This is a genomic window from Cupriavidus basilensis (genome assembly GCF_008801925.2).
GTDB classification, from domain to species: domain Bacteria; phylum Pseudomonadota; class Gammaproteobacteria; order Burkholderiales; family Burkholderiaceae; genus Cupriavidus; species Cupriavidus basilensis.
Genome location: NZ_CP062807.1, coordinates 24,686 through 47,567, shown reverse-complemented (window position 1 = coordinate 47,567; position 22,882 = coordinate 24,686). Strand labels below are relative to the sequence as shown.

The following is a 22,882-nucleotide window of genomic DNA, read 5'->3' as shown; positions in this document are numbered from 1 at the left end:
TTTATAGGAGTTTCTATGGGCGCAGGTCACTCACACGACCATCCCGGTGGCAACGAGCGATCGCTCAAGATCGCCCTTGCGCTGACCGGTACGTTCCTGATTGCCGAAGTGGTCGGTGGTGTCATGACGAAGAGCCTGGCGTTGATCTCCGACGCCGCGCACATGCTCACGGACACCGTCGCACTGGCCATCGCACTGGCTGCTATTGCGATCGCCAAGCGACCCGCGGACAAGAAGCGGACATTTGGCTACTACCGTTTTGAGATTCTTGCCGCGGCCTTTAACGCATTGCTGCTGTTCGGTGTGGCTATCTACATCCTGTACGAAGCCTACCTGCGGCTGAAATCGCCACCTCAGATTGAGTCAACCGGCATGTTCGTCGTGGCTGTGCTGGGCCTGATCATCAATCTCATCAGCATGCGCATGCTGTCCTCCGGGCAAAGCAGCAGCCTGAACGTGAAGGGTGCTTATCTGGAAGTCTGGAGCGATCTGCTCGGGTCGGTTGGCGTCATCGCCGGTGCGATCATCATCCGCTTCACGGGCTGGGCGTGGGTCGACTCCGCCATTGCGGTGCTGATCGGCCTCTGGGTACTGCCTCGCACGTGGATCCTGCTGAAGTCGAGCCTGAATGTGCTGCTCGAAGGCGTACCCGATGACGTGGATCTGGCAGAGGTTGAGAAGCAAATTCTGGCGACGCCCGGGGTAAAAAGCTTCCATGACCTCCACATCTGGGCACTTACCAGCGGCAAGGCGAGCTTGACGGTTCATGTCGTGAATGACACGGCCGTCAACCCGGAAATGGAAGTGCTACCGGAATTGAAGCAGATGCTGGCTGACAAATTCGATATCACGCACGTGACCATTCAGTTCGAACTGGCACCATGCGAACAAGCGGATGCAGCTCAGCATTTCAATGCATCGCCAGCACTGGTCGGATCGAAGTCGCTTGCTGCAGGAGGAAACTAAGGTGCGGGTACTTGTTGTAGAAGACGAACCGCGTACTGCGGAGTATTTGCAGAAGGGATTGTCGGAGTCGGGTTTCGTGGTCGACATCGCGAACAATGGTGGCGATGGGCTCCACATGGCGGAAGAGACCGACTACGACGTCATCATCCTGGACGTCATGCTGCCAGGTATGGACGGGTGGACGGTCATCAAGTCCATTCGATCCAAGTCCGAGACACCCGTACTGTTTCTGACGGCGCTGGATGATGTGGCGGATCGTGTCAGAGGCTTCGAGTTGGGGGCAGACGATTACCTGGTCAAGCCCTTCGCCTTTGCCGAGCTCCTTGCCCGTATCCGGCGTTGCTTGCGCCAAAGCACCTCGAAGGAGTCCGAGCGATTGCGCATTGCCGATCTGGACATCGACGTGCTTGGAAGGCGGGTATTCCGGGGAACTACCCGCATTGAATTGACGAATCAGGAGTTCTCGCTGTTGCACCTGCTCATGCGCCGGAGAGGGGAGGTGCTGTCGCGAACCACGATCGCGTCCCAGGTCTGGGACGTCAACTTCGACACGGATACCAATGTCGTTGACGTCGCGATCCGGCGCCTGAGATCCAAGGTGGATGATCCCTTCGATCAAAAGCTGATCCATACCGTACGGGGAATGGGCTATGTCCTCGACCCAGAGCGCGGCCGGTGACGGAATGAGGCCCGGGACTTCGATAACCCCGCTGTCACTGACGAGGCGGCTTGGGCTCTTCTTTGCATTGGTACTGTCTATCGCGCTGGCCAGCATGGGCGCCTTTGCTTACTACTCGCTCGCCGCGCAACTCGAGGCCAGAGACGATGAGGTTGTAAAGGGAAAACTCGAACAGGTCGAGCATTTCTTGCGCGAGGTGGACGGGGTGCAGGGCGTCCCGGCGGCGCAGCATCGCTTCGATGATCTGGTGCGAGGTTACTCGGACCTCATCGTTCGCGTCACGGCGCTGGATGGCCGGCTTTTGTTTCGCACGGGCAACGATGCATTGCTGGAAGGCACTGACCAAGCGGCGGTCACGGGAAAGTCATCGCTCATGTTCCAGTCCGCCGATGCGGTGTTGGGGCGAGACGGTACGCGGGCGACGGTGTTCGTGGCGAAGTCTGGCGAGGACAGGAAGCAGGTGACTGCGCGATTCCGGACGACGCTCGTGCTTGGTACCACCGTCGGTGTGATATTGACGGCCCTGGTGGGGGCGGCCATTACGCGCCGTGAGCTGGAGCCGGCGCACGTACTTATCAAGCAGATCAACCGGATCAGTGTGGAACGGCTGAGCTACCGGGTGGACATGCCACCCAAGCCCACCGAAGTGCGTGATATCGCCTCTGCGTTCAATGCGATGCTGCAACGCCTCGAGGATGGTTATCAGAAGCTGTCGCGGTTCTCCGCCGATCTTGCCCATGATTTGCGCACGCCGCTTAACAACCTCATTGGACATGCCGAGGTCGCCTTGTCACGAGACCGCACCGGGCCCGAGTATGTCGCCTTGGTGGAGGAAAGCCTGGTCGAATACCAGCGACTTGCGAGGATGATCGATGCGATGTTGTTCCTCGCGCGAGCTGACAGTGCCAATGTGGCGCTCGAGTTGACGGAACTCCAGTTGAATGCAGAACTTCGCAAGTTGTCCGCCTACTTTTCGGTGCTTGCAGAGGAGCGAAGCGTCGTAATCAGGGTAAGCGGGGATGCCACCCTGGTCGCTGATGCCATTCTGTTCCAGCGTGCGATCAACAATGTTCTGTCAAATGCGGTCCGTCATGCGTGGCCGAATTCGATGATAGATCTGGTGGTGCGCCGCGAAGCGGCACATTGTTGCATCGACATCACGAACGTTGGAGACCCAATCCCGGAGCGGGAACTTTCCCTCATCTTTGATCGGTTCTTCCGTGGGGATAGGGCGAGATCCAACTCGTCACAGTCCACGGGGCTGGGCCTGGCCATCGTCCTGTCGATCATGGAGCTCCATGGCGGCGACGCGTCAGCCGTGAGCGGCTTGGATGGGAAGACACGCTTTACATTGCGCTTCCCGCTCAACGGTGCTGAAGCCTCAGCGCGGGTTTCGGTGGGTAGGCCGAGTCAGGACCGACCAGTCGTTGGGTAGAGTGGTGCAATGAGCCCGATTGCCTATTTGTAATCGCCGGGCAAGGCTGCAGCATGCGTACAATTTATACACTCGTTTTCATAGATCAACGAAGTCTCTAGAAAGGAGATGACTATGAAAACGAAGAAACACGCCTTGCTGTTTGCGGCGTTGCTGTTGGGTGGGATGTCGGCTTCGTATGCTTTGGAAATGACCGGGTTGAAACCGGGCGTGCCTGCGTCGACGGCGACGGCGCAGGCGATGGCGAAGCGTCACGCGACCTTGTATGGCGATCCAGCCGGCCAATCTCAGGCCAGTCGCATTATCGACGTGAAGCCAGGGATGCGGTATGTCAACGTGGACTCTGGCGAGACGGTGGCGTTTCGGGCCGGCGAGAAGATCGTCGCATGGACCTTCGCCCAGATGGTCAGGGATACGAGTGTGGACCTTGGCTTGTTGATGCCGGATCTGCCGGGTAGCGCTGGCGTGCGCGTCTATATTGATAGAAGCGACCTCTTCACAGGTGGCTGAACGTTGCTGAACCGGTGAACTACAGGCCCCGCACAATGCGGGGCCTTTTTCATCGTCATTGGCGTCGGTTCTGCCGCTTAGCAATACACGAGGCGATGGGAAGTTGTAGCACGCGCCACCGCATCATGAACGGCACCGGATTGACGCCGATGGAGGGAAAAAAAGCTTGCCCTCCGGGGAGGGCAAGCTTCGGAAGCTTTCGCCATCGGGATAAAGCGAAAGAGCACCAAGAGCCAAGCAACTGACGGGTGCCTGGCTCCCCCACAGAGGTCGGTCTGAGTTTCAGGGACGGCTTGCGTCAAATTCCGCGTGCGCCATCGGTGAACACATCACGCGGCCCAATACGCGAGCCGTCGGTAAATACGTCACGCTGGCCGAGGCGTGCGCCGTCGGTGAACACGTCGCGCTTGTCGATGCGTGCACCGCCGGCGTAAATGTCGTTGACTGCGGCGCGTCCGCCGTCGGTGTAGGGGTCGCGGGGACGGTGGATCTGGCCATCAGGGGTAGCAGCGATGGCGGAGCCGGCGGCAGCAATCGTGAGGGCAGCAGCAATCAGGGCAGTGTGAATCGTCTTCATGGAATCTCTCCGGAGTCAATGTTTGTGAGTCTCTAATCGCTCACCGTGTTCACAGTCTAGCTACCGGACCTGCTCCACTGAATTACCCGCGTATTACGATCCTGTCATAAAAAAATGCCTCCCGGTTGGGAGGCACAAACTCTCTTGAATTAACAAGAAAGTGTCGATTCTTTTGAGCTCGCTCAGAACTTGTGGCGTACGCCTACGACGACGCCGGTCTGATCCTTGCCAGGGACAACGTTGGTCGGGCTGCCGGTCGTCGAGTTGTAGCCGTTCATGCCCAGCTGCGAGTTGCCGCGGTTCAGTGCATAACCGACGTTCATATACACATCGGTACGCTTCGAGAAAGCGTAATCTGCCGAGGCAACGAACAGGAACGGGTCTGCGCCAGAATTGCGGCTGTCCGTGTAGTAGGCGGCGCCGGTCAGCGTCAGTGCGGGCGTCAGGCCATAGCGCAGGCCGGCCCAGTAAATGTTAGAACCGTTCGTCGGCAGCGCACCGACATTGCCGTTGTACCAGCGATAACCAATAAATGCCTTAGCCGGTCCGAAAGCGTAGCTCGCGCCAATTAGAGCGCGGCGGTCCTTGCGGTCGGCCGTGGCGACGGTGCTGCCCTGGATCTCGTCGTACACCGCGCCGACAGCGAGGGCGCCGGTTTCATACATGAGCGATACGCCCATGTTTCGATCGACCTTGTAGTTCCCCGGCACTTCGCCGCCGCCGGTGCGGCTAAAGCTGTAGAGGCCGGTGACCGTCAGGCCACTGAAGATGCCACGGTACTTGATAGCATTGTCAGCGCGACCCGCCAAGACGTCATCCATCTTGAAGAGCGAGTAGCGCGGCGCGAAGCCCATCGGGTCGAGTTGCAGCGTGGTGTCATACATTGGTGTCGTTTGACGACCCAACGTCAGTTGACCATATTTGCTACCCAATCCTACGAAGGCACTACGATCAAAAAGACGGGTGCTGTTGTTCTGTGCGCCGGTGTCGAACGAAATGCCGCTTTCCAATTCGAAGATGGCTTTCAGACCGCCGCCAAGGTCTTCGACGCCACGCAGGCCCCAACGCGACGTCGACATGTTGCCGGAGGTCATGCGAACCTGGTTCGAGCCACCGGGCGAAGCCGATGGGACGTTGCTCAGATACTCGATACCCGCGTCGGCCACACCATACAGCGTGACGCTCGATTGAGCGAATGCGGTTGTAGCGAACAGACCGAGGGATGCGACGGCAATGCGACTAATCTTCATGGATTCTCCTCATTAAGACCCGAAATTAATTTGGTGGGGGCGAGTATAGAAATCTGCAGATGACGGTCAGATTGCGAAGTAATTACGTGGGGTCACTTCGTCGCGTGATGACGACAAGGTGGAACGTACCGGGGTTATGTGGATTGACATGGCTTTCGCGCGGACGCGTCAACCTGTGTGCGCGCGAACATTGCGGGCCGGTAATGGGAAACTCACGAAAAGAGGTCGCTTCTCTCGAAGCAAGATCGACTGCCTTTGCAATACGCTGCGGGTTCCGATCTAGTTGGAGAGTAAGGATGGACACGCCATACGTCGCAAAATGGGCGCGTAGCGAAGACAGCGTTCATGAGCAAGCGCTGCGACTTCGCACACGGAGGTTCGAGCTGCTGTCTGCAAATATTGCAAATGCGGATACGCCGAACTACAAGGCGCGCGATATCGACTTCAGCGCCGAGTTGGATAGGGTGATGGGCAGTGGCCAGAATTTTGCGGGCATGACCATGACTTCGCCGCGACACATCGAGGCAAGCAAGCCCGCGCTGGAAGAGGATCTGATGTATCGCGTCCCCCTGCAGTCGAGTATGGACGGCAACACCGTGGAGATGGACGTCGAGCGTGTGGCGTTTGCAGAGAACGCGCTGCGGATGCGGTTCTCCATTCAAAAGACTGCCGACGAGTACAAGGACATGCTCAAGCTCTACCAGGACATGCGGCCCTAGCGGGGAAACCGCGACTACTGGCAGGGCGGCTTGGGTGCGGCGACAGCGCTGGACGCGTCTCTGGAAGACGGCTCCGGTGTGCTCGCTGCGGATTCCTGCTTCGACGGATGTTTGGCTGTGCGATGTCGCGGGTTGGCCGCCCAGGCAACCCGTTGGTCGCGGGAGGCGTATCCCGTGTCTGAATGTCCAATGGCGAGGGTGTGCCACTGGGTCGGCTTCTCGCTGAGTCGATCACCGGTCGCAGGAGCCGGCAAAGCGTAGGCCAGCAAGGCAGAGCATGCGACGGCGCTAATCATCTGTATGGTTCCTGGACGGATGACATGAGGATCCTGTCATCCGCAAGATAGTACGCTCAGATTGCGGGCACATTACCAACGCATTACGGCGGGGCATTGGGGCGCTGACTCGTTGAGCTTTGTTGTTGCAATGCGGGGCACACTAGTTGCTAATAGTGTGCAACGGCGTGAATGCCGATTCAGACTGACTGGAGCCCGCGACAATGACCGAAAAGCTGCGCCTGGACATTCCTGTCTTGCTTCCTGGCCTTCCCGATTCCTCTGATCCCTGTGTAGAACGGTTGCTGTCCGAACTGAGAGGGAAAGAGGGCGTCGAGGCGGCGCATATAAAAACTGCAAATGTTGATAGCGATTCACAGATATGTGTCCACTACGATCCCGCAGCGATTTCCCTTGCCCGCATCCGGGAGCTGGTGACAAGCACGGGTGCGGTGATTTCGTCGCGGTTTGGTCATGTGCTTTGGCAATTGAAGGGCGTCTGGCACGAACGACGAGCGCGAACCGTAGCTAGCCAACTGCGGGCCTTGCCCGGCGTCATCGAGGCCGAAGTCAGCGCCTCCGGCATAGCGCGCGTCGAATTCGACAACGATCGGATCTCCGCGGCAGGGATCGAGCAGGCCCTGTCAAAACGCGGGCTCGCGCCGGTTGAGATCGGTGCCCGGAAGAGCGGTCATGCAGACCATGAACACCGCGAAGGCGTCAAGGATCATGCACATGGGGAAGGCGAGGGGCATGAGGCCCACGCACACGGCAGCGTGTTTGGCCCGAATACTGAGCTAATCTTCTCCCTGATCTGTGGGGCCTTGCTTGGTCTCGGATTTGCCGTTGGTAAGCTGTTCGGCAGCCTGCCAGCATGGATTCCGGTTGCCTTCTTTGTCGGCGCGTATTTTTTTGGTGGTTTCTATACCGTTCGGGAAGCGATAGAGAACCTCCGGCTAAAGAAGTTCGAAATCGACACACTGATGCTGGTAGCCGCCGCAGGGGCGGCGGCGTTAGGCGCTTGGGCGGAAGGCGCGCTACTTCTCTTTTTGTTCAGTCTCGGCCACGGGCTCGAACACTACGCCATGGGGCGCGCCAAGCGGGCGATCGAAGCGTTGGCGGCGCTCGCACCGGCTACAGCAAGTGTGCGGCGTGAAGGCGAGGTACGAGAGGTCCCCGTCGAGGAATTGCAGGTGGGGGATGTGGTGGTGGTTCGGCCGAACGAACGCCTCCCCGCCGATGGTTTTCTGGTAAAGGGGGCTTCCGCAGTCAATCAAGCGCCGGTTACTGGCGAAAGCATCCCGGTCGACAAGCAGCCCGTGGATGACGCCGCCGCAGCCAGGAGGAAGCCCGATGCCGTAGGGGCCGTGTCCCGCGTGTTCGCCGGAACCATCAATGGCGCCGGCGCCATTGAAGTGGAAGTGACGCGCCTTTCCACGGACAGCGCCCTGGCGAAAGTCGTCAAGATGGTCAACGAGGCCGAAGCGCAAAAGTCACCGAGCCAGCGGTTCACTGAGAAGTTCGAACGGATCTTTGTTCCTGCAGTGCTTGTGCTGGCGGTATTGCTGCTGTTTGCAGGGCTAGTGATCAATGAGCCGTTCAGTGCGACCTTCTACCGCGCCATGGCGGTGCTGGTTGCCGCCAGCCCATGCGCGCTCGCCATCGCGACACCGAGCGCGGTGCTGTCGGGGGTAGCGCGCGCCGCTAGAGGGGGTGTACTGATCAAGGGCGGGGCGCCGCTCGAAAACCTGGGTTCACTGAAAGCCATTGCATTCGATAAGACGGGGACGCTGACGGAGGGGCGCCCCCGTATTACCGATGTGATGGTCGCCGAAGGAGTAGCTGAAGCGGAATTGTTGAGCGTAGCGGTCGCCGTGGAGTCGCTCAGCGACCACCCGTTGGCTGCGGCCATTGCCCGCGATGGCCGCAAGCGCCTGGAAGGCAGTTCCATCCCGGAAGCGTCTCATCTCCAAAGCTTGACCGGACGCGGGGTCACGGCGACGTTGTGCGGTAAGACCGTCTGGATTGGCAAGCCTGACATGTTCGGCGCCGACGGGATTGCACCGCTTAGCGAATCGATGGCGAGCGCAGTGCAGACGCTGCGCAGCACTGGCCGCACGACAATGATCGTCAGGCAGGGAGATCGGGACCTCGGCGCCATTGGGCTGATGGACACGCCGCGCGCCTCGGCGCGCGCTGCCCTCGAGGCACTGCGCAGGCTGGGTATCACACGCATGATCATGATCTCCGGCGATCACCAGCGCGCAGCCGAAGCCGTCGCCAAGGACGTAGGTATCGATGAAGCCTGGGGCGATCTGATGCCTGAGGACAAGGTCAAAGCCATCCAGACGTTGCGCGCGGAAGCCAAAGTGGCCATGGTCGGCGACGGCGTCAACGACGCGCCGGCAATGGCCAACGCCACGGTGGGCATCGCAATGGGTGCGGCAGGTTCAGATGTGGCACTGGAAACGGCGGATGTTGCGCTGATGGCCGACGACCTCCAACACCTACCTTTTGTGGTCGGTTTAAGCCGACATACGCGGGCCATCATCCTTCAGAACGTGTATATCAGCCTCGGCGTCGTGGCGTTCCTTCTGCCAGCCACGATCCTCGGCCTCGGTATCGGGCCCGCCGTGGCCATGCATGAGGGGTCGACGCTGATCGTCGTGTTCAATGCGCTTCGACTGCTAGCCTATCGCGACAAATCCCCATGACGGGCCCCGGCCGCAATGATGGCGATGCCAGATGCGGCGGCAGCTATGGCCGCCGACTCATTTGGCGGCATTGCCGCAACTTCCACAGAACTTTGCGTCGCGTGGGAGTAAGGTGCCGCATCGACTGCACGGCGCCGGAGCCAGTGAACTGCCGCATTGCTGGCAGAAGCGCGCGCCCTGGGCGCTCACCGTGCCGCAGTTGGGGCAGTGGACGCCGGCGGGGCTTTGTGGTGGCAAAGGATTCCCATAGCCGTAGCTGCCGCCACCATCATGATGACCTCCTCGACGACCGTGCTCACTTCCGCCGCCGTGATGACCGCCGCTGTGACGGCCCATGAGCCTTTCCAAGAAACCCATCATTCCTCCTAAGTGGATGGATCGTCGCTGCGGCCCCGTGGTGTCGGGTGCTGCGACGACTTGCGCTGCTACGCGTCAGCCAATGCCTGTAGTAAATAGTCTGTAGTGACTACAGGGTCAATGGTCGGTGGATGCGAAGAACGGAATAAGTTGAATACGAGGCTCTTTCTTTCGAAAACGTCATGATCCCGATAGTTGCTGGCCATGTCGTGAGAGCGCATGGAAGGCGGGCTGTCTATCGGCTTGGCGCAAGGGTTTCCGTGAGGATGGCATCCCGCTGAGGAGCCTCGGGGAGGCCAGGAGCTTTGCCTTCCGGGCATCCGGGTGCGTGAAAGATTGCTGCAGGCGGGGTGCCACCCCGTGTCGCTGCGGCCACCTGCCCCGGCTCAGCGGTGGGGGTGCCGGGGCCGATCGGCGCCGTATAGCTTGCCACCAGATACACCGGCCGCCGCTTGACTTCATTGAACAGACGCCCAACATATTCCCCGAGCACGCCTAGGAAAACCAGTTGCAGGCCGCCCAGCAGAAGCAGGGCGGTCATCATGGATGGGTAGCCGTGTACGGGGTCGCCGTAGAGCAGCGTCTTGCCAACGATGAAGGCGGCCATGCCAAAGGCGGGAACGGCAACAAGCAGGCCGATCGAGGTTGCAAACTTGAGCGGCACGGTGGAAAAGGCAGTGATGCCATCCACGGCAAAACGCAACAGCTTGCGGTAGTTGAACTTGGTCGTCCCGGATGCCCGCGCGTCACGCCGATACAAGACGGCCGTCTGCCGGAATCCTATCCAGGCATACAGCCCCTTCATGAAGCGGTGCTGCTCCCGGAGTTGTCCGAGTGCGGCAACGGCACGACGGCTCATGACGCGGAAGTCGCCGGTGTCGGCCGGAATCTCCGTATCGCTGAGCTTGCCCATCAGGCGGTAAAACCAGTGCGCGGTGAACTTCTTGAGGAACGATTCGCCATCCCGGGAAGTGCGCGTGGCGTACACCACGTCGAACCCCTCGCGCCATTTCTCGATCAACGACGGAATCAGTTCGGGCGGATCCTGCAGATCGGCGTCGATGATCACAACGGCGTCGCCGCTTGCCACGTCGAGGCCCGCCGTTAGCGCGGCTTCCTTGCCGAAGTTGCGACTCAGCTCGACAATGCCGACGCGCGCTTCGGCCGCCTTGAGATTGTGTGCAACCGCCAGTGATCGATCGCGGCTGCCATCGTCCACGTAGATAATCTCGTAGTCCGATGCCAATCCATCCATCACGCGGAGAAGCCGAAAGTGAAACTGTGGCAGGACAGCTTCTTCATTGAAGAGCGGTACGACGACCGAGATCTTCTCTGGCAGCAGGCTGGCGGCATTCATCGCATCGCTCCATTCATGAACGTCCAATTTGCATGGAGTACGTAGTTGACCAACATGACGAAAATTGTCGAGAGGATTTGAGCAACCAGGTAGTGAAGCCCCAATGCTAGTCCAGCCCACATCAGAAGTGAGTTAAGAAAGAACGCCAGCGCGGAAACGAGAATGAACCGTCCGAAAGTGGCGCGTTGTGGTCGGACTGGTGTGAACACCCATCGGCTGCTGATGCAGTAGTGCGTCAGAAGGCCTGCAACACTGCCGGCGGCAGACGCCGGTAGCGCTGCAACCCCGAAACCGACCAGCGTGATCAGTGTTGCGTAGTGTGTAGCGGTTGCCGTCGCCCCCGCGCCCAGAAACCGTACAAATCGTGATGGGATGTTCATGGTTTTTGCACCAGAACGTTGACGCCATGTCGTCCGATCACAGTTGTGTTGCCGCCGAGCAGCGGTCTCAGTCGATGAAACGTCTCGTGCCGCATGACCGCGAGCTTGTGACCAGGGGTCAGCCATCGCTGCGCAAAAGCTTCTTCATTAGCAATCCACTTGTCGGGCTCGACCGAGAAGCCGAGATCCAGCTCGGATCTGGCCCCGACAATGATCGGTTCTCGTTCGGCGTAAAACGCCAGACCTCGGTCAATCTGGCCCACGTTGAACAGTTGTGTGTTGTCGCGGGACGCCGCCTTGGCTTCCAAGCCAAGTGGTTTGATGGAGAGGGACCCAAACGCCCGAGACGCCATCAAGCCAGCCTGAAGGCTGGCCAGCGTCGCCAGCGAAGCGACGGCAACCGCGCAGAGCCTGTGGCCGCGCAGGGCGATCCCAAAGGCCAGGAAGCCACCGATGACCAGAATGCCCATCGTGATGGCGCCCCAGGTATGCAATGAGGCCGGATTGCTGATATTGAGCTTCAGTACCGCATTCGACATTGTCGGATGCCATAGCAGCACGGCGATGGCAACGCCGAGCACAGGCATGGCAAGAAAGCTTGCCGCCAGTGTGGGGCGGGCTGCAGTCATGGATCTGTACGCGAGCAAGACGGCCACCGGTGGTAAGGCGGGCAGGATATAGAGCGGCAGCTTCGAGCGCGAAATCGAAAAGAAGGCAATGACAACGACTACCCACAGCGACAGAAACAGTCGTGCGTCGAAGCCAGGCGTTGCCTGTGCGCTGCGAGAGCGGAGTGCGATAGCACGGGGAATCAAGCCCATGAACGGCAGGACGCCTGCCGCACCAACGGCCAGGAAGAACCAGAATGGCTTGTCCCGCTCGTGAACCGAGGACGAGAATCTCGCGAAGTGTTCGTGGATGAAGAAGTAATTCAGAAATTCGGGGTTGCGCTGGGACACCACGACAAACCAAGGCATGGTGATGGCCACCGCAAGCAGGCTCCAGCGCCAGAATCTCGCGCTAAAAAATGCGGAAAATTGTCGAGTGACCGCCCCGTATAGCAGCAGCGTGATTCCTGGCAGTACCAGGGCAATCAGGCCTTTGGCAAGAAATGCCAGACCGACCAACAACCAGATCAGGGGGTATAAGCGAGGTTCCCGATTCTGGTAGGCCACGGCGAAAACGAGAGCGGCACTGCCGAGCAGTGCGCCGACACCAATGTCTGTTGTTGTCAGATTCGAGCCGAGAATCCAGAGGGGAGCGCCGATGAGCACCAGCGCTGAGGCGAGGCCTATGCGCGTGTCATAGAGCGATCGCGCCGCCCACCATGCGGCGAGTGCGCCCAGCAGTCCCACAAGCGCACTCCAGATCCTTGCTGTCCACTCGGACGGCCCGAAGAGCGTATAGGCGCTGGCGGTCGCCCAATACTGCAGGGGCGGCTTGTCGAAGAACTTGATGCCGTTCAACCGCGGCGTGACCCAATCGCCGGAGACGAACATCTCGCGCGGAACCTCGGCGTAACGACCCTCGTCGGGTTCATAGAGGGGACGCACGGATAGCGTGGACATCCAGAGGACCACCGTGAGTGCGATGGTCAAAGCCATGAAAATCTGTCGCTTCAAGAGACTGCCCGTCCAGGTGTGCGGTGGCCACTGCTACCGCGCTTGGTCAAATGCTCTCAGGGCGCAACGACATAGATGCCGGATGTGGTTCGTCGCCGTCGTGATGTTGGATCATGGAGCAGTTCACGCGGCGCCGCTTGACGCCCCACGAGCCGAGGATGCGATTCACGCGGGAGTCCGAAGGATGGCGACTTGGCCAGCAGAGAGCGAACAGCGGGATTCTAGGGCGCTCACCTGTCGGGGGGATTACGAGATGATGACGGCGCAGTCCGCCGTCGAGTGCTTTGCGGCAGAAGAAGTTGCCTGACGAAGCGTCAGCGTTAGCTCATGGTAACCCAAGTGCTTCGGAGAACGGGCGTCGGGTTCGATGCGTTGGTGCGTAACCATTCGGCAATGTCGCCGCAATGTTCTGCATAGTAAACTTGACGCCCCGCAGTTGTCAGCGGGCCTCATCACCCTTAGTACGCCGGGGTGCAGCCCTCGATGGGATCGGCGGGCGATGCTTATGACAACGCCATGTGTGAAAGCTTCTTTGCAACGCTCGAATGCGAGCTGCTGATGCGTTCGCACTTTGCCACGCATGATGACGCGCGGCGCGCCTTGTTCACTTGGATCGAAGGCTGGTACAACCCACATCGCTTGCACAGCGCGTTGCGCTATCGAAGCCCGCAGGAGTTTGAAAGGATGACCGCCCATGACAAGGATCTGACGCAACACTCAGCCTTCACCGCCCCATCACAAGGAGACAACCCATCGAACTAAGATTCCAATGCAGATCTGTCCGAAAAAACGGGGTAACCCCAATCGTCGGTTTGCCTGGCACTGCGCCCGTCTTGCCAGTCTGCAGGCCGAGCAAGCTTCTCTTCTACATTTTTGATCGCGCTACACCGAGAACTTCGCAGACCAGCTTCACAGGTCGTCCCCCGCCAATGAGGTTGAGCGCGCAAATTATTTTCGCGAGGTCATCACCTCCACTGCCTCACGGAGAATCTCGTTCTCCATGGTCTTCTTGCCCCAGCATGCGCTGTAGCTCACGGACTTGCTTGAGCGCGTCGCTCAGGCTCGATGGCGGCACGACTTCTTCACCAGCCCTAACCGCCGATAGACTGCCGTCCTGGTACAGCTTGCGCCAATGAAGGAGGTGATTCGGATTTCCGCCTTGCTGGCACGCCACCATCAACACCGTCTTGCCCGGCTCACAGCTCTCGCGCTCAATCGAAACACAGTCGTATGCCCCCGCCTGTAAGTTCATTGTAAGGGGGAACTGTGTCCGGCAATTCAGGGGGCCGCTCCAGGCTCGCTCCATCCGGATAGCCCCCCCGAAAGCAAGTAAATCGATTAATTATGCGTAAATGAACTGCGCATAAAATAAGATCGCGTCTTGGCACGACTTCCTAAAGCGAGAGGATACAGGCGATGGCCCAGAATGGTGCAATAGTCTTGGAGGCGCCCAGCGGCGATCCAGATGCCGCTGAGTTGCAAGCGGTGGAGATGGAAGCGACCTTGCAGAGCCTGATGCAGCTTGGATTAGTGACGTCGTGGCTGCGGCTCGCCGACAGCTCGTACCGAGTGGAGGTCGATGGAGAAATCATGGAGCAGCTCTCAGTACTCGGATGGGCGCGCAACTGCTGCCCTCGGCGGGCACCCGAATCTCTGGAGTAGCCGCAACTCCCTCTGAGCGTAAGGCGGCGTAGCTCCAGCAGTCTACGTGCACGTGCGTAATGCATTCGGGAAGCGGCTTCTTGACTGGCCGAGCTCATTTTCGCGGCCCGGTCGGTCGAGCCCGGCGCACACTTTAGATCGTGGATGATTTCGCATGGCAACATGCTTCCGGCGAAGATCACGTTATTTGGATGGGCGAGCGCTGGAGCCGTGAATGGATTCTAGTGCTATGCGGCTCACTAAAGCCCAATTGAAGGTGGCCGGGTGTGACGAGCACGCGCTTGATTGGTTGGACTGACGTCCATGGCCATCATTTGATCATCGGCCGCTGTTTGTAAGGTCTTAAGAGGCCTTCCCTCAGGTCCAGCGATCGCGGCGCAACCGCAAAACCGACTGTCAGGCTCCCTCCTCCTTAGTCGCTCGACACAACGCCCTATCCCCAACTTCCCGGTCGATGGCTCCGCACGTCATCTTCCCGTAATCCTTTCGACAGGTCAGGACCCTAAAATCTGTCATCCGGATGCAAAAATATCGCGTTCGAGACATTGCAACGGCCACCTCGCGGCCCAAGCCCTTTCCGTGAATACGGTCTGCAGACTCGGGATCGAAAAGAAGCGCGTGTCCGTTGCAAAGCCCCAGCACCACGATCCTGCGAGTAGCTTTCGGAAGTGGCACAGGCGACGCGTACGTCTGATCGGCAGAAATTTAACCGTAACTACATGGGCCTGCTCTCAAAACGACGGATTTTGCCTGTCTTGACGATGACACTGGCAATGGTCCTTTGGATGTCGACACTAGCCATTCGCCCGCTGTATGAACCCGATGAGGGGCGTTACGCAGAGGTTCCGCGGGAAATGTTCGTCTCGGGCGACTGGGTCACGCCGCGGTTAAATGGCGTCAAGTTCTTCGACAAGCCACCCCTTCAGTATTGGGCGACCGCCGGCGCCTATACGCTTTTCGGGCCGTCCGAATGGACAGCAAGGATCTGGAGTGCTCTTGTGGGACTGCTGGGCGTACTTGTCGCATGGTGGGCTGCGCAAAAGCTCTATGACAAGCACGTTGGCCTGGCTTCAGCGTCGGTACTTATCGGCGCACCCTTATGGATTCTCGGCTCGAATCTGACAACGACGGACATCGGCGTCGGCTCACTGCTCGGCAGTGCGGCTCTCGTTTTCGCTGTGGCTTACCAGCGTCGGGACTATCGCTTATACCCGATTATCTGGCTGTTGGTCGGTCTGGCATTTCTTGCCAAAGGCCTGATCGCTCTCGTATTGCCAGCAATAACGCTGGCGCTGTACGTGGCGATCACGCGACAGCGATCCGCGTTCTTCAGCGGGAAATTCTGGCGCTGGAGTCCGCTTGCGGTGGCAATCACAGCGCCTTGGTTCATTGTGGTGTCCTTGCGCAACCCCGAATTTCTGAACTACTTCTTTATCCACGAACACTTCGCAAGGTTTTCTTCCGCGATACACGAGCGAGACAAGCCAGTCTGGTTTTTCCTTGCCGTTGCCGCGGCGGGTGTGCTGCCGTTCATTGGCTTGATCCCTCGTGCTTTCTCTTTCTGGTCTCGCAGCGCTCGGGCGACGCAGCACTTCGATTCGAGATTGTTTTTGTCACTCTGGGTTGTTGTTGTCCTTACCTTCTTCTCGATCTCCCGCTCCAAGCTGCCGCTGTATATCCTGCCAGCCTTTCCACCGATGGCGGTGCTGCTTGCGCACCGTGCTATGTCCGGAGTCCGCCCCACGTTGGCTGCAAGCTTTCTTGCCATGCCAGTGCTCGCGGTGACGATCGGCTTCCTGCTGTGGCATCCGACCTTGTCAAATGCGCTACTGAAGCGCGACGTCAGCGATCCGGCAACGTTGCAGACCTGGGGCTCCATCACCGTAGGCATTCTCGCGATCGGTGGCTTTCTGGCCTTTGGGATCGCCCTGCGCGGCCGCAGGCTCTGCGCGGTTGCCGTCGCTTCGCTGGCGACGCTGGCCGGCCTTCAGGCTGGCTTGATGGCGTCTCGGGCGTTTGGATCCCTCTCCATCAAACCACTTGGCTTGGAAGCCAAGGCGGCGTCCCGCGTTGACACAGAACTGTTCGACGTGGGACAAATTGACCGAGGCCTAGCATTCTACACCGAGCGATTACCTACCATTGTCGGCGCCAGATCCGAGCTAGATCTTGGCTTCTCGGTCGAGCCTGGAAAGTGGATTGCTAATGAAGAGGCCTTTGCGCAGCGATGGAAGACCCCTGGTCACAAGCTCGCGGTCATGCGGCACGAGACGTTCGTCGTGATCATCGCCCCATGCTGGCATGCCGGTCATCTTCAAGCCGTGTTTGATCACTACAAAGGCGTGCTTGGGATCGACCCTGCTCTGATCCAGACGCGGCGGCGAGGGATAAAGTCCACGCGCTAACTGATTGTCTGGTAAGCCTGGTGCACGATGGCAAGCCACACACATAGAAGCATACTGACCCGCTCCTTTGAAAATACGCTGCGCATCGTTCAGATTTGGCGGCTGCAGTTCGTCGGATTGCCGCTCCATGGCGCGGGAACGCACCATCGCCAAAACGTTTTCTGTGATCCGCCAATCAGGTTCATCCGCGGCCACGCTATAAGTGCCCGAGAACGCGATTCCGAGTCCAATTACTGCCACAAGGAGCAGCGAGACAAGGATCGAAAGTCCGAAGGTTTTCATTGCGCGTTCACCTCTGTTTCGGCAGCGTCAGAATAGTTACGGCGTAAATTCTAGTTCGATACGTGGCTGGGAGGTGCACAGCAAGGAAAATCCCGGCCTGCCCGCGCTCGGCCTTCGGGCCAATTGCGCTGGGGGACTGGGCGCTTACTGCATCAACGAAGTCCGGTTGCAGTTCCGGCAGCGGATCGTCGTTGGCCCATTCTCCAAGCACGACGCGTGCCTGACAGGACATTGCCGCCACGTCATTATCCCGTAATGGATTCCAGCGATGACGAGTCGATATGGATTCAGATACGCCCACGAGATCACTAGTATTTTGTCCGTTTGTGCAGGGAGCGCAGAAGCTGGCGCCGGGCTAGCTGCAAATGCCACATGAACGGAGAAGTGGACCAAAAGAGCGGACTGCGACCTGCCGCTCTCCCGCCAGCCTCGAGCATGAAAGTTCTACATGTTTTGGTGTGAGTTACATTGGACGCGACGCGAGAATCCCCGTACATTGCCGCGGCGCGCCGACAAAAGGTGCTCGGTGCCTTGCGGCGTCAGTTATTGCATACTGTTGCACGCTTGCGAGCATCGCTCGCAGGCCTTCGCACAGTCCAGACAATGTTGCGCTGCGTGCTTGGCGCATTCAGCACCGCATTCTTCGCAAATTCGAGCGCATAGCTGGCAAATCTCCTTTGAGTGTTCGCTTGCGCGAGACATAGCAGCAGCAGCAAACGCACAAATTTGTGCACAGTCTATATCGAGCTCTATACACTTCCGCATTTCATCGACGTTCCGTTCTCGCAGGCAGGAAGCTGCACAATGATTGCAGGCGACTGCGCACGCGTGACAGGCATCAATACACGCTCTGAGGTCCTCATGTGGCATGACAAATCTCCTTCGGAATAGTTTGATCGGCGTATTGGAAATACGCCATTCCAACAACAGCAATTCGCGCGCCAGACTTGCTCGTATGGGGACCCGCCAACATCGCCCTCGTGGTGGGATCGGCTGCTGCCGAGTGCGACGAGCATGCGGAACCTGTTGTCGCAGTGGGGCACCGCATAGCAAATGGCCTCAAATTGAAATGCACAATCAGTCGGCCCGATTACCCGCTGCGCGCATGCTGCGCTCCCATATATCGATGGTGATCTAAAGCACGCGCTTACCGAGCGTGCCCGCGCCTTGATCGTCGCTGACCGACGGGCCATCGTGACACCGTGGGAACACCTGCGGCTGCCACACGAGGTCGACGGCTCCGCCGGCGCCTTCCGCGCTCCGCTGTCGACCTACATCCTGGGCATGGACAACGATTACGAGGACATCCAGGCCTGGCTGGCCCTGCACAAATCCCCGGCCACGCAGCGCGCCTATCGCAAGGAAGCCGAACGGCTGATCCTGTGGGCCATCGTCGCGCGAGGGAAGGCCCTTTCATCCTTGACGACCAAGGATGCAACGACTATCGGACATTTTTGCACAGACCCACGCCGCGCGAGTGCTGGGTTGGACCCCCGCGGCCACACACGTCGCCGGACTGGCGCCCGTTTGTCGACAACCTCTCGGCGCGCTCGGTCGCCCATGCGCTGACCGTGCTCAGCGCGCTGTTCCGCTGGTTGGTGGAACAGCGCTATGTACTGGCCAACCCCTTGGCGGGCATCAAGGTGCGCAGTAACCAGCGTGCCATGGCCGTGGAAATCACCCACGCCTTCACCGATGGAGATGGCTGCTGGTGCGCACCATCGCCAACGGCCTCGAGTGGTCGTACGGCTGGCAAGCCGCGGCCGCACAGCGGCTTCGCTTCCTGCTGGATTTCGGATACGCGACGGGACTGCGGATCAGCGAATTGGCCAATGCCGCGTTGCGTCATCTCGACGTCGACGCCGCGGGCGATCACTGGCTGCACCTGGTCGGCAAAGGTGGCAAGCCCGCTAGGGTTACATTGACGCCCTTGGCGCGGACGGCGCTGGAACGCCACCTGCTGGAGCGCGGGCTCCCTGTCAGCCTCGCTCGCTGGAACCCACCTAAGCCCATAGTCGGTAGCCTGGATGGTGGCGAAACCGGTATCACGCCCCTGCGCCTGTGGGAAGTCATGCACCGATTCTTCAGGCTCGCAGCGAACACGATTGAAGGCGATCATCCAGCGTTGGCAGAGAAGCTCCGACGGGCGATACGACAGTGGATGCGCCACAGCCACGCGACGCACGCACTGGCGAAGGGTGTCGAACGTAAGCGCCCGGTGAACCCGTCTTGAAGGGAAGCAGGAGAGCAAGGAGCATCGTGTCCATCTAAATTCTTGGTGGACACGTGAACACTATCGAAGAGAGCGCACCAGCGCGACGCCGACGTCGGCACAGCGCCGAGTTCAAGGCTAAAGCCGTCCAGGACTGCCTGCATCGGGGTGTTTCGATTGCGGCGGTAGCGCTGCACCATCGCGTGAACGCGAATCTGCTGCGACGCTGGGTCGCTGAACACCAAGCGTTGGATAGCGCGGGCGAAGCCCGTGCATTGATGACAGTACCCCAAGCCGAGTTCATCCCGTTGCAGATCGGCGATCCCACGCCGACGCCTGCGATACCGGATATACAGATCGAAGTGCGACGCGGTGCTGCGACGATCAGTATTCGTTGGCCAGGATCGGCCGCAGCAGAGTGTGGCGAATGGCTTCAGGGGTGGTTGCGTTGATCCGCATCGAGGCAATCTGGCTAGCTACCGAGCCGCTGGACATGCGAGCGGGAACAGATACGGTCTTGGCTCGGGTGGTGAAGGTATTCGGAGCCGCCCGACCGCATCATGCTTATCTCTTCACGAACAAGCGCGCGACGCGTATCAAGGTGCTGGTGTACCCTGCCTTGGCAACGCCTGGGCCGCGATGAGGCGATCACCGTGCTTTAGTCGTGGCTTGGTACAAGGGCCGAGCGTCCATTGGGGGCTGTGCCAATAGTTGGAGTGACGGGGAACTGGCAAGATTCGGAACATGAATCCCGCAATAAGGGCCGCTTCGTCTGGACCGACGGTATGACGGCCATCGCGACGCCGCTGTGCCGAGAGCAACTGGATGCGCTGGTGCTGGGACATCTGCCCAGGCAAGCTTGCTGGAGGAAGCCCTCGATGCAGACCTTGAGGCAATCGAAGCCGAGCTCGAAGCACTGACTCCTTCATCCAGGTCGGAGCCCAAGGACAAGCCGAAGCGCCAAGCACTTCCACCCCAATTGCCTCGCACTGAGATCCGTCACGAGCCGGAGTCCGAGACTTGCACATGCGGCTGCGCGCTCAAGCGCATTGGCGAAGACGTCAGCGAGAAGCTGGACTACACCCCTGGCGTGTTCACGGTCGAACGTCATATCCGGGGCAAGTGGGTATGCGGTCAATGTGAGACTCTCACCCAGGCACCCGTTCCTCCGCACGTCATCGACAAGGGCATCCCCACCGCCGGCCTGCTGGCGCATACGCTGGTGTCCAAGTTCGGCGACCATCTCCCTCTGTACCGGCAAGAACGCATCTACGCAAGCGCCGGCCTGGCGATCCCGCAATCGACGCTGGGCGCGTGGGTCGGCATCTGCGGCGTGCGTCTGCAACCGCTGGTGGATGCACTGCAGGCGGAGGTATTGACCCAGAGCGTACTGCATGCCGACGAGACACCAGTGCAGATGCTCTCGCCAGGCGACGGCAAGACGCATCGCGCCTACCTGTGGGCCTACGCACCGAGCCAACTCTCGTCATTACGTGCGGTGATCTATCAGTTTGCCCCCAGCCGCAGCGGCGAACATGCCCGCGCATTCCGGCGGGGCTGGCTGGGCAAGCTGGTATGTGACGACTTCTCGGGCTACAAGGCCAGCTTCGGCGGCGGCATCGTCGAGATTGGGTGCATGGCTCACGCGCGTCGTAAGTACTTTGAGTTGCACGACAAGCACAAGAGCGAATTGGCTGGCCAGGCGCTGCGCTTCATTGCTGGGCTCTACGAGATCGAGCGAGAGGTGCGGGACGCCGAGCCAGAACTACGCCTGGAAGCGCGACAGCAGCGGGCCAGACCAATCCTGGATGCGCTGCATCTCTGGCTTAGTGAACAAAGGCGGAGGGTGCCCGACGGCGCGGCCATCGCGCGTGCCATCGACTACAGCCTCAAACGCTGGGCGGCGCTCGTGCGCTACGTTGAGGATCCAGCCGTGCCCATCGATAACAATCATATCGAAGGGCAAATACGGCCTATCGCTCTTGGATGATCGAACTGGCTGTTCGCGGGCTCACTGCGCGCTGGCCAGCGCGCAGCCGCAGTCATGAGTCTGATCCAGTCGGCGAAGCTCAATGGGCATGATCCGTACGCCTACCTGAAAGACGTGCTTACGCGACTGCCGACTCAGAAGACCGCCGACATCGCGGAGCTCCTGCCACATCGCTGGACTGCTTCCGTCCTTCCTGCGTAGCCCCGTCGAGACGGGTTCACCGGGCGCTTACTGTCGAACTGAGCGCTGTGCGCGACAACCTGCGCCACGCCTCAATTTCGACCACGTCCATCTACTTGCATACCGATGACGTCAAGCGGGCCCGGCAATTCGGCCAGGCATTCGCTACCTGAATCTCTTATTAAGGAGGGTGCCGTGAGTACGGAACGCGAGAAGATGGCAGCGCTGGCCGTGACAGCGGTTTCAAGTCTGAGATGCAACACCAGTTCGTAATTTGTTGATCTCTTCGGCCATGGCTTCGGCGGGAGTGGCGAAGTCGAGAACCGCCCGAGGGCGATAATTCAGCGCCTTCGGGACTCCGTTCAAGTACCCCTGCGAGAAGACCGATAGATCGTCGCCTTTCGGTAGATACTCCCGAACCAGTCCGTTCATGTTCTCGTTGCTTGGCCTCTGCCACGGACTGTGCGGGTCGGCAAAGAACACTTCGGTACTGACTCGCCTGGTCAGCTCTGCGTGATGCGCCATCTCTTTGCCCTGGTCGTAGGTCAGGCTCTTGCGAAGCGCCAGCGGCACCCGACGGAACTTCTTGGTCAACGCCTCCAGCGCTGCCTCCGCCCCGCAACCGTCCATCTTCGCCAACACCACGAAGCGCGTCTTGCGTTCCACCAGCGTCGCCACTGCGCTGCGATTGCCCGCGCCCTTGATCAGGTCGCCTTCCCAATGCCCAGGCACCAGCCGCTCGAACACCTCCTCGGGCCGCTCGTGGATCGAGCGCATATCCTGCAGCTTGCCTCGGCGATCGTTCCCCGCGCCCCGTGAACGACGCTCCTTGTGGGCCTTACGCAGGCTGCCGATTAGCTCGCGGCGCAGCTCACCGCGCGGCGTGGCGTAGATCACGCAGTAGATCGTCTCGTGGGACACATGGAACTCCGGCTGGTGGGCATACATGCGCCGGAGTCTGCCTGCAATCTGTTGCGGTGAATAGCCCACGCGCAGCCATGCTCTCACCAGCTTCAGCAGCGCCGTGCCTGCTGCCAGCTTGCGCGGCCCACGTCGACGCCTTCTCAGCGCCATACCCTGCGCGCTCGCAGCATCGTAGGAACGATGACCTCCGGCCCGGGCAACCTCGCGTGAAATAGTCGACGGACTTCGCCCCGCCACTCTCGCGACCTGACGCAGGCTGCACCCCTCGTTTAGCAGGCGATGACTACAGTTACGCTCTTCGATACCCAGTTGACTGTAGCTTTGTCCCATCCCAACACCCTAACATCAGGGTGTTGCACTTCATTCTAGAGACCGCCCCCTATAGG

General features: G+C 59.7%; 17 protein-coding genes and 6 pseudogenes. 14 read left to right on the top strand and 9 right to left on the bottom strand.

All coding sequences use genetic code 11. The features are described from left to right. The first annotated feature begins 15 nt into the window (after positions 1-15). The 4 genes from F7R26_RS39375 (at position 16) to czcE (ending at position 3,590) form a co-directional block, all read left to right on the top strand. Positions 16-966, top strand: coding sequence for a cation diffusion facilitator family transporter (locus F7R26_RS39375; RefSeq protein ID WP_004635344.1), 951 nt, complete (start codon positions 16-18; stop codon positions 964-966). A 1-nt stretch (position 967) separates the two neighbouring features. Continuing rightward, on the top strand, positions 968-1,645 hold the full coding sequence (czcR, locus tag F7R26_RS39370; protein ID WP_008646724.1) for a heavy metal homeostasis two-component system response regulator CzcR: 678 nt from the start codon (positions 968-970) through the stop codon (positions 1,643-1,645). A 4-nt stretch (positions 1,646-1,649) separates the two neighbouring features. After that, the gene (gene czcS, locus F7R26_RS39365; protein ID WP_011229349.1) at positions 1,650-3,080 is read left to right on the top strand and encodes a sensor histidine kinase CzcS; all 1,431 of its coding nucleotides are present in this window, start codon (positions 1,650-1,652) and stop codon (positions 3,078-3,080) included. Positions 3,081-3,188: 108 nt separating this feature from the next. Beyond that, positions 3,189-3,590: a copper-binding periplasmic protein CzcE gene (czcE, locus tag F7R26_RS39360; RefSeq protein ID WP_011514820.1), complete on the top strand. Its 402-nt coding sequence runs from the start codon at positions 3,189-3,191 to the stop codon at positions 3,588-3,590. Positions 3,591-3,888: 298 nt separating this feature from the next. Here czcE and F7R26_RS39355 read toward each other — a convergent pair whose 3' ends face one another. Then, entirely contained in the window at positions 3,889-4,167 is a 279-nt protein-coding gene (locus F7R26_RS39355) for a hypothetical protein (RefSeq protein ID WP_008646716.1), read from the bottom strand. 182 nt (positions 4,168-4,349) lie between these two features. Beyond that, positions 4,350-5,417: a porin gene (locus F7R26_RS39350; protein ID WP_011229350.1), complete on the bottom strand. Its 1,068-nt coding sequence runs from the start codon at positions 5,415-5,417 to the stop codon at positions 4,350-4,352. 296 nt (positions 5,418-5,713) lie between these two features. Here F7R26_RS39350 and flgB point away from each other — a divergent pair, with 296 nt between their 5' ends. Then, the gene (flgB, locus tag F7R26_RS39345) at positions 5,714-6,136 is read left to right on the top strand and encodes a flagellar basal body rod protein FlgB (protein ID WP_008650726.1); all 423 of its coding nucleotides are present in this window, start codon (positions 5,714-5,716) and stop codon (positions 6,134-6,136) included. Between the two features lie 499 nt (positions 6,137-6,635). Continuing rightward, on the top strand, positions 6,636-9,125 hold the full coding sequence (locus F7R26_RS39340; RefSeq protein WP_011514822.1) for a heavy metal translocating P-type ATPase: 2,490 nt from the start codon (positions 6,636-6,638) through the stop codon (positions 9,123-9,125). A gap of 57 nt (positions 9,126-9,182) precedes the next feature. Here the strand turns inward: F7R26_RS39340 and F7R26_RS39335 are convergent, their stop codons facing one another. From F7R26_RS39335 to F7R26_RS39320, 4 genes are all read right to left on the bottom strand, one after another. Next, positions 9,183-9,461 carry a zinc ribbon domain-containing protein gene (locus F7R26_RS39335; RefSeq protein ID WP_223277440.1) on the bottom strand — a complete coding sequence of 93 codons (279 nt, stop codon included), beginning with the start codon at positions 9,459-9,461 and terminating at the stop codon, positions 9,183-9,185. A 256-nt stretch (positions 9,462-9,717) separates the two neighbouring features. Continuing rightward, positions 9,718-10,839 carry a glycosyltransferase family 2 protein gene (locus F7R26_RS39330; protein WP_008650723.1) on the bottom strand — a complete coding sequence of 374 codons (1,122 nt, stop codon included), beginning with the start codon at positions 10,837-10,839 and terminating at the stop codon, positions 9,718-9,720. Next, entirely contained in the window at positions 10,836-11,219 is a 384-nt protein-coding gene (locus F7R26_RS39325; protein ID WP_008650722.1) for a GtrA family protein, read from the bottom strand. Before F7R26_RS39325 ends, F7R26_RS39330 begins: the two co-directional genes overlap by 4 nt. Further along, positions 11,216-12,823 carry a glycosyltransferase family 39 protein gene (locus F7R26_RS39320; RefSeq protein ID WP_008650720.1) on the bottom strand — a complete coding sequence of 536 codons (1,608 nt, stop codon included), beginning with the start codon at positions 12,821-12,823 and terminating at the stop codon, positions 11,216-11,218. Before F7R26_RS39320 ends, F7R26_RS39325 begins: the two co-directional genes overlap by 4 nt. A 483-nt stretch (positions 12,824-13,306) precedes the next feature. Between F7R26_RS39320 and F7R26_RS39315 the strand changes: the two are divergent. After that, positions 13,307-13,603: pseudogene (locus F7R26_RS39315) on the top strand (integrase core domain-containing protein); the annotation flags it as partial. A gap of 41 nt (positions 13,604-13,644) precedes the next feature. On the opposite strand, the pseudogene F7R26_RS39310 reads toward F7R26_RS39315, so the two are convergent. Next, a pseudogene (locus F7R26_RS39310) lies at positions 13,645-14,093 on the bottom strand (transposase); the annotation flags it as partial. A 164-nt stretch (positions 14,094-14,257) separates the two neighbouring features. Here F7R26_RS39310 and F7R26_RS39305 point away from each other — a divergent pair. After that, a complete protein-coding gene (locus F7R26_RS39305; RefSeq protein ID WP_008650714.1) occupies positions 14,258-14,503 on the top strand; it encodes a hypothetical protein in 246 nt (81 codons plus the stop codon). Positions 14,504-15,264: 761 nt separating this feature from the next. Next, a complete protein-coding gene (locus tag F7R26_RS39300; protein ID WP_223277462.1) occupies positions 15,265-16,908 on the top strand; it encodes a glycosyltransferase family 39 protein in 1,644 nt (547 codons plus the stop codon). Here F7R26_RS39300 and F7R26_RS41920 read toward each other — a convergent pair. Continuing rightward, positions 16,837-17,037 (bottom strand): annotated as a pseudogene (locus F7R26_RS41920) (c-type cytochrome); the annotation flags it as partial. The gene F7R26_RS39300 and the pseudogene F7R26_RS41920 overlap by 72 nt on opposite strands. Positions 17,038-18,336: 1,299 nt before the next feature. Here F7R26_RS41920 and F7R26_RS39290 point away from each other — a divergent pair. The 5 genes and pseudogenes from F7R26_RS39290 to F7R26_RS39270 all read left to right on the top strand — a co-directional run. Continuing rightward, positions 18,337-19,396, top strand: a pseudogene (locus F7R26_RS39290) (tyrosine-type recombinase/integrase); the annotation flags it as partial. Positions 19,397-19,476: 80 nt separating this feature from the next. Then, positions 19,477-19,854, top strand: coding sequence for an IS66-like element accessory protein TnpA (gene tnpA / locus F7R26_RS39285; RefSeq protein WP_011229357.1), 378 nt, complete (start codon positions 19,477-19,479; stop codon positions 19,852-19,854). After that, the gene (tnpB, locus tag F7R26_RS39280; protein WP_080672772.1) at positions 19,830-20,045 is read left to right on the top strand and encodes an IS66 family insertion sequence element accessory protein TnpB; all 216 of its coding nucleotides are present in this window, start codon (positions 19,830-19,832) and stop codon (positions 20,043-20,045) included. Before tnpA ends, tnpB begins: the two co-directional genes overlap by 25 nt. A gap of 204 nt (positions 20,046-20,249) precedes the next feature. Next, positions 20,250-21,593, top strand: a pseudogene (gene tnpC / locus F7R26_RS39275) (IS66 family transposase); the annotation flags it as partial. Positions 21,594-21,628: 35 nt separating this feature from the next. After that, a pseudogene (locus tag F7R26_RS39270) lies at positions 21,629-21,745 on the top strand (site-specific integrase); the annotation flags it as partial. Positions 21,746-21,815: 70 nt separating this feature from the next. On the opposite strand, the gene F7R26_RS39265 reads toward F7R26_RS39270, so the two are convergent. Further along, positions 21,816-22,826, bottom strand: a complete 1,011-nt coding sequence (locus F7R26_RS39265; RefSeq protein ID WP_011229360.1) for an IS30-like element ISRme10 family transposase — start codon at positions 22,824-22,826, stop codon at positions 21,816-21,818. Between the last annotated feature and the right edge of the window lie 56 nt (positions 22,827-22,882).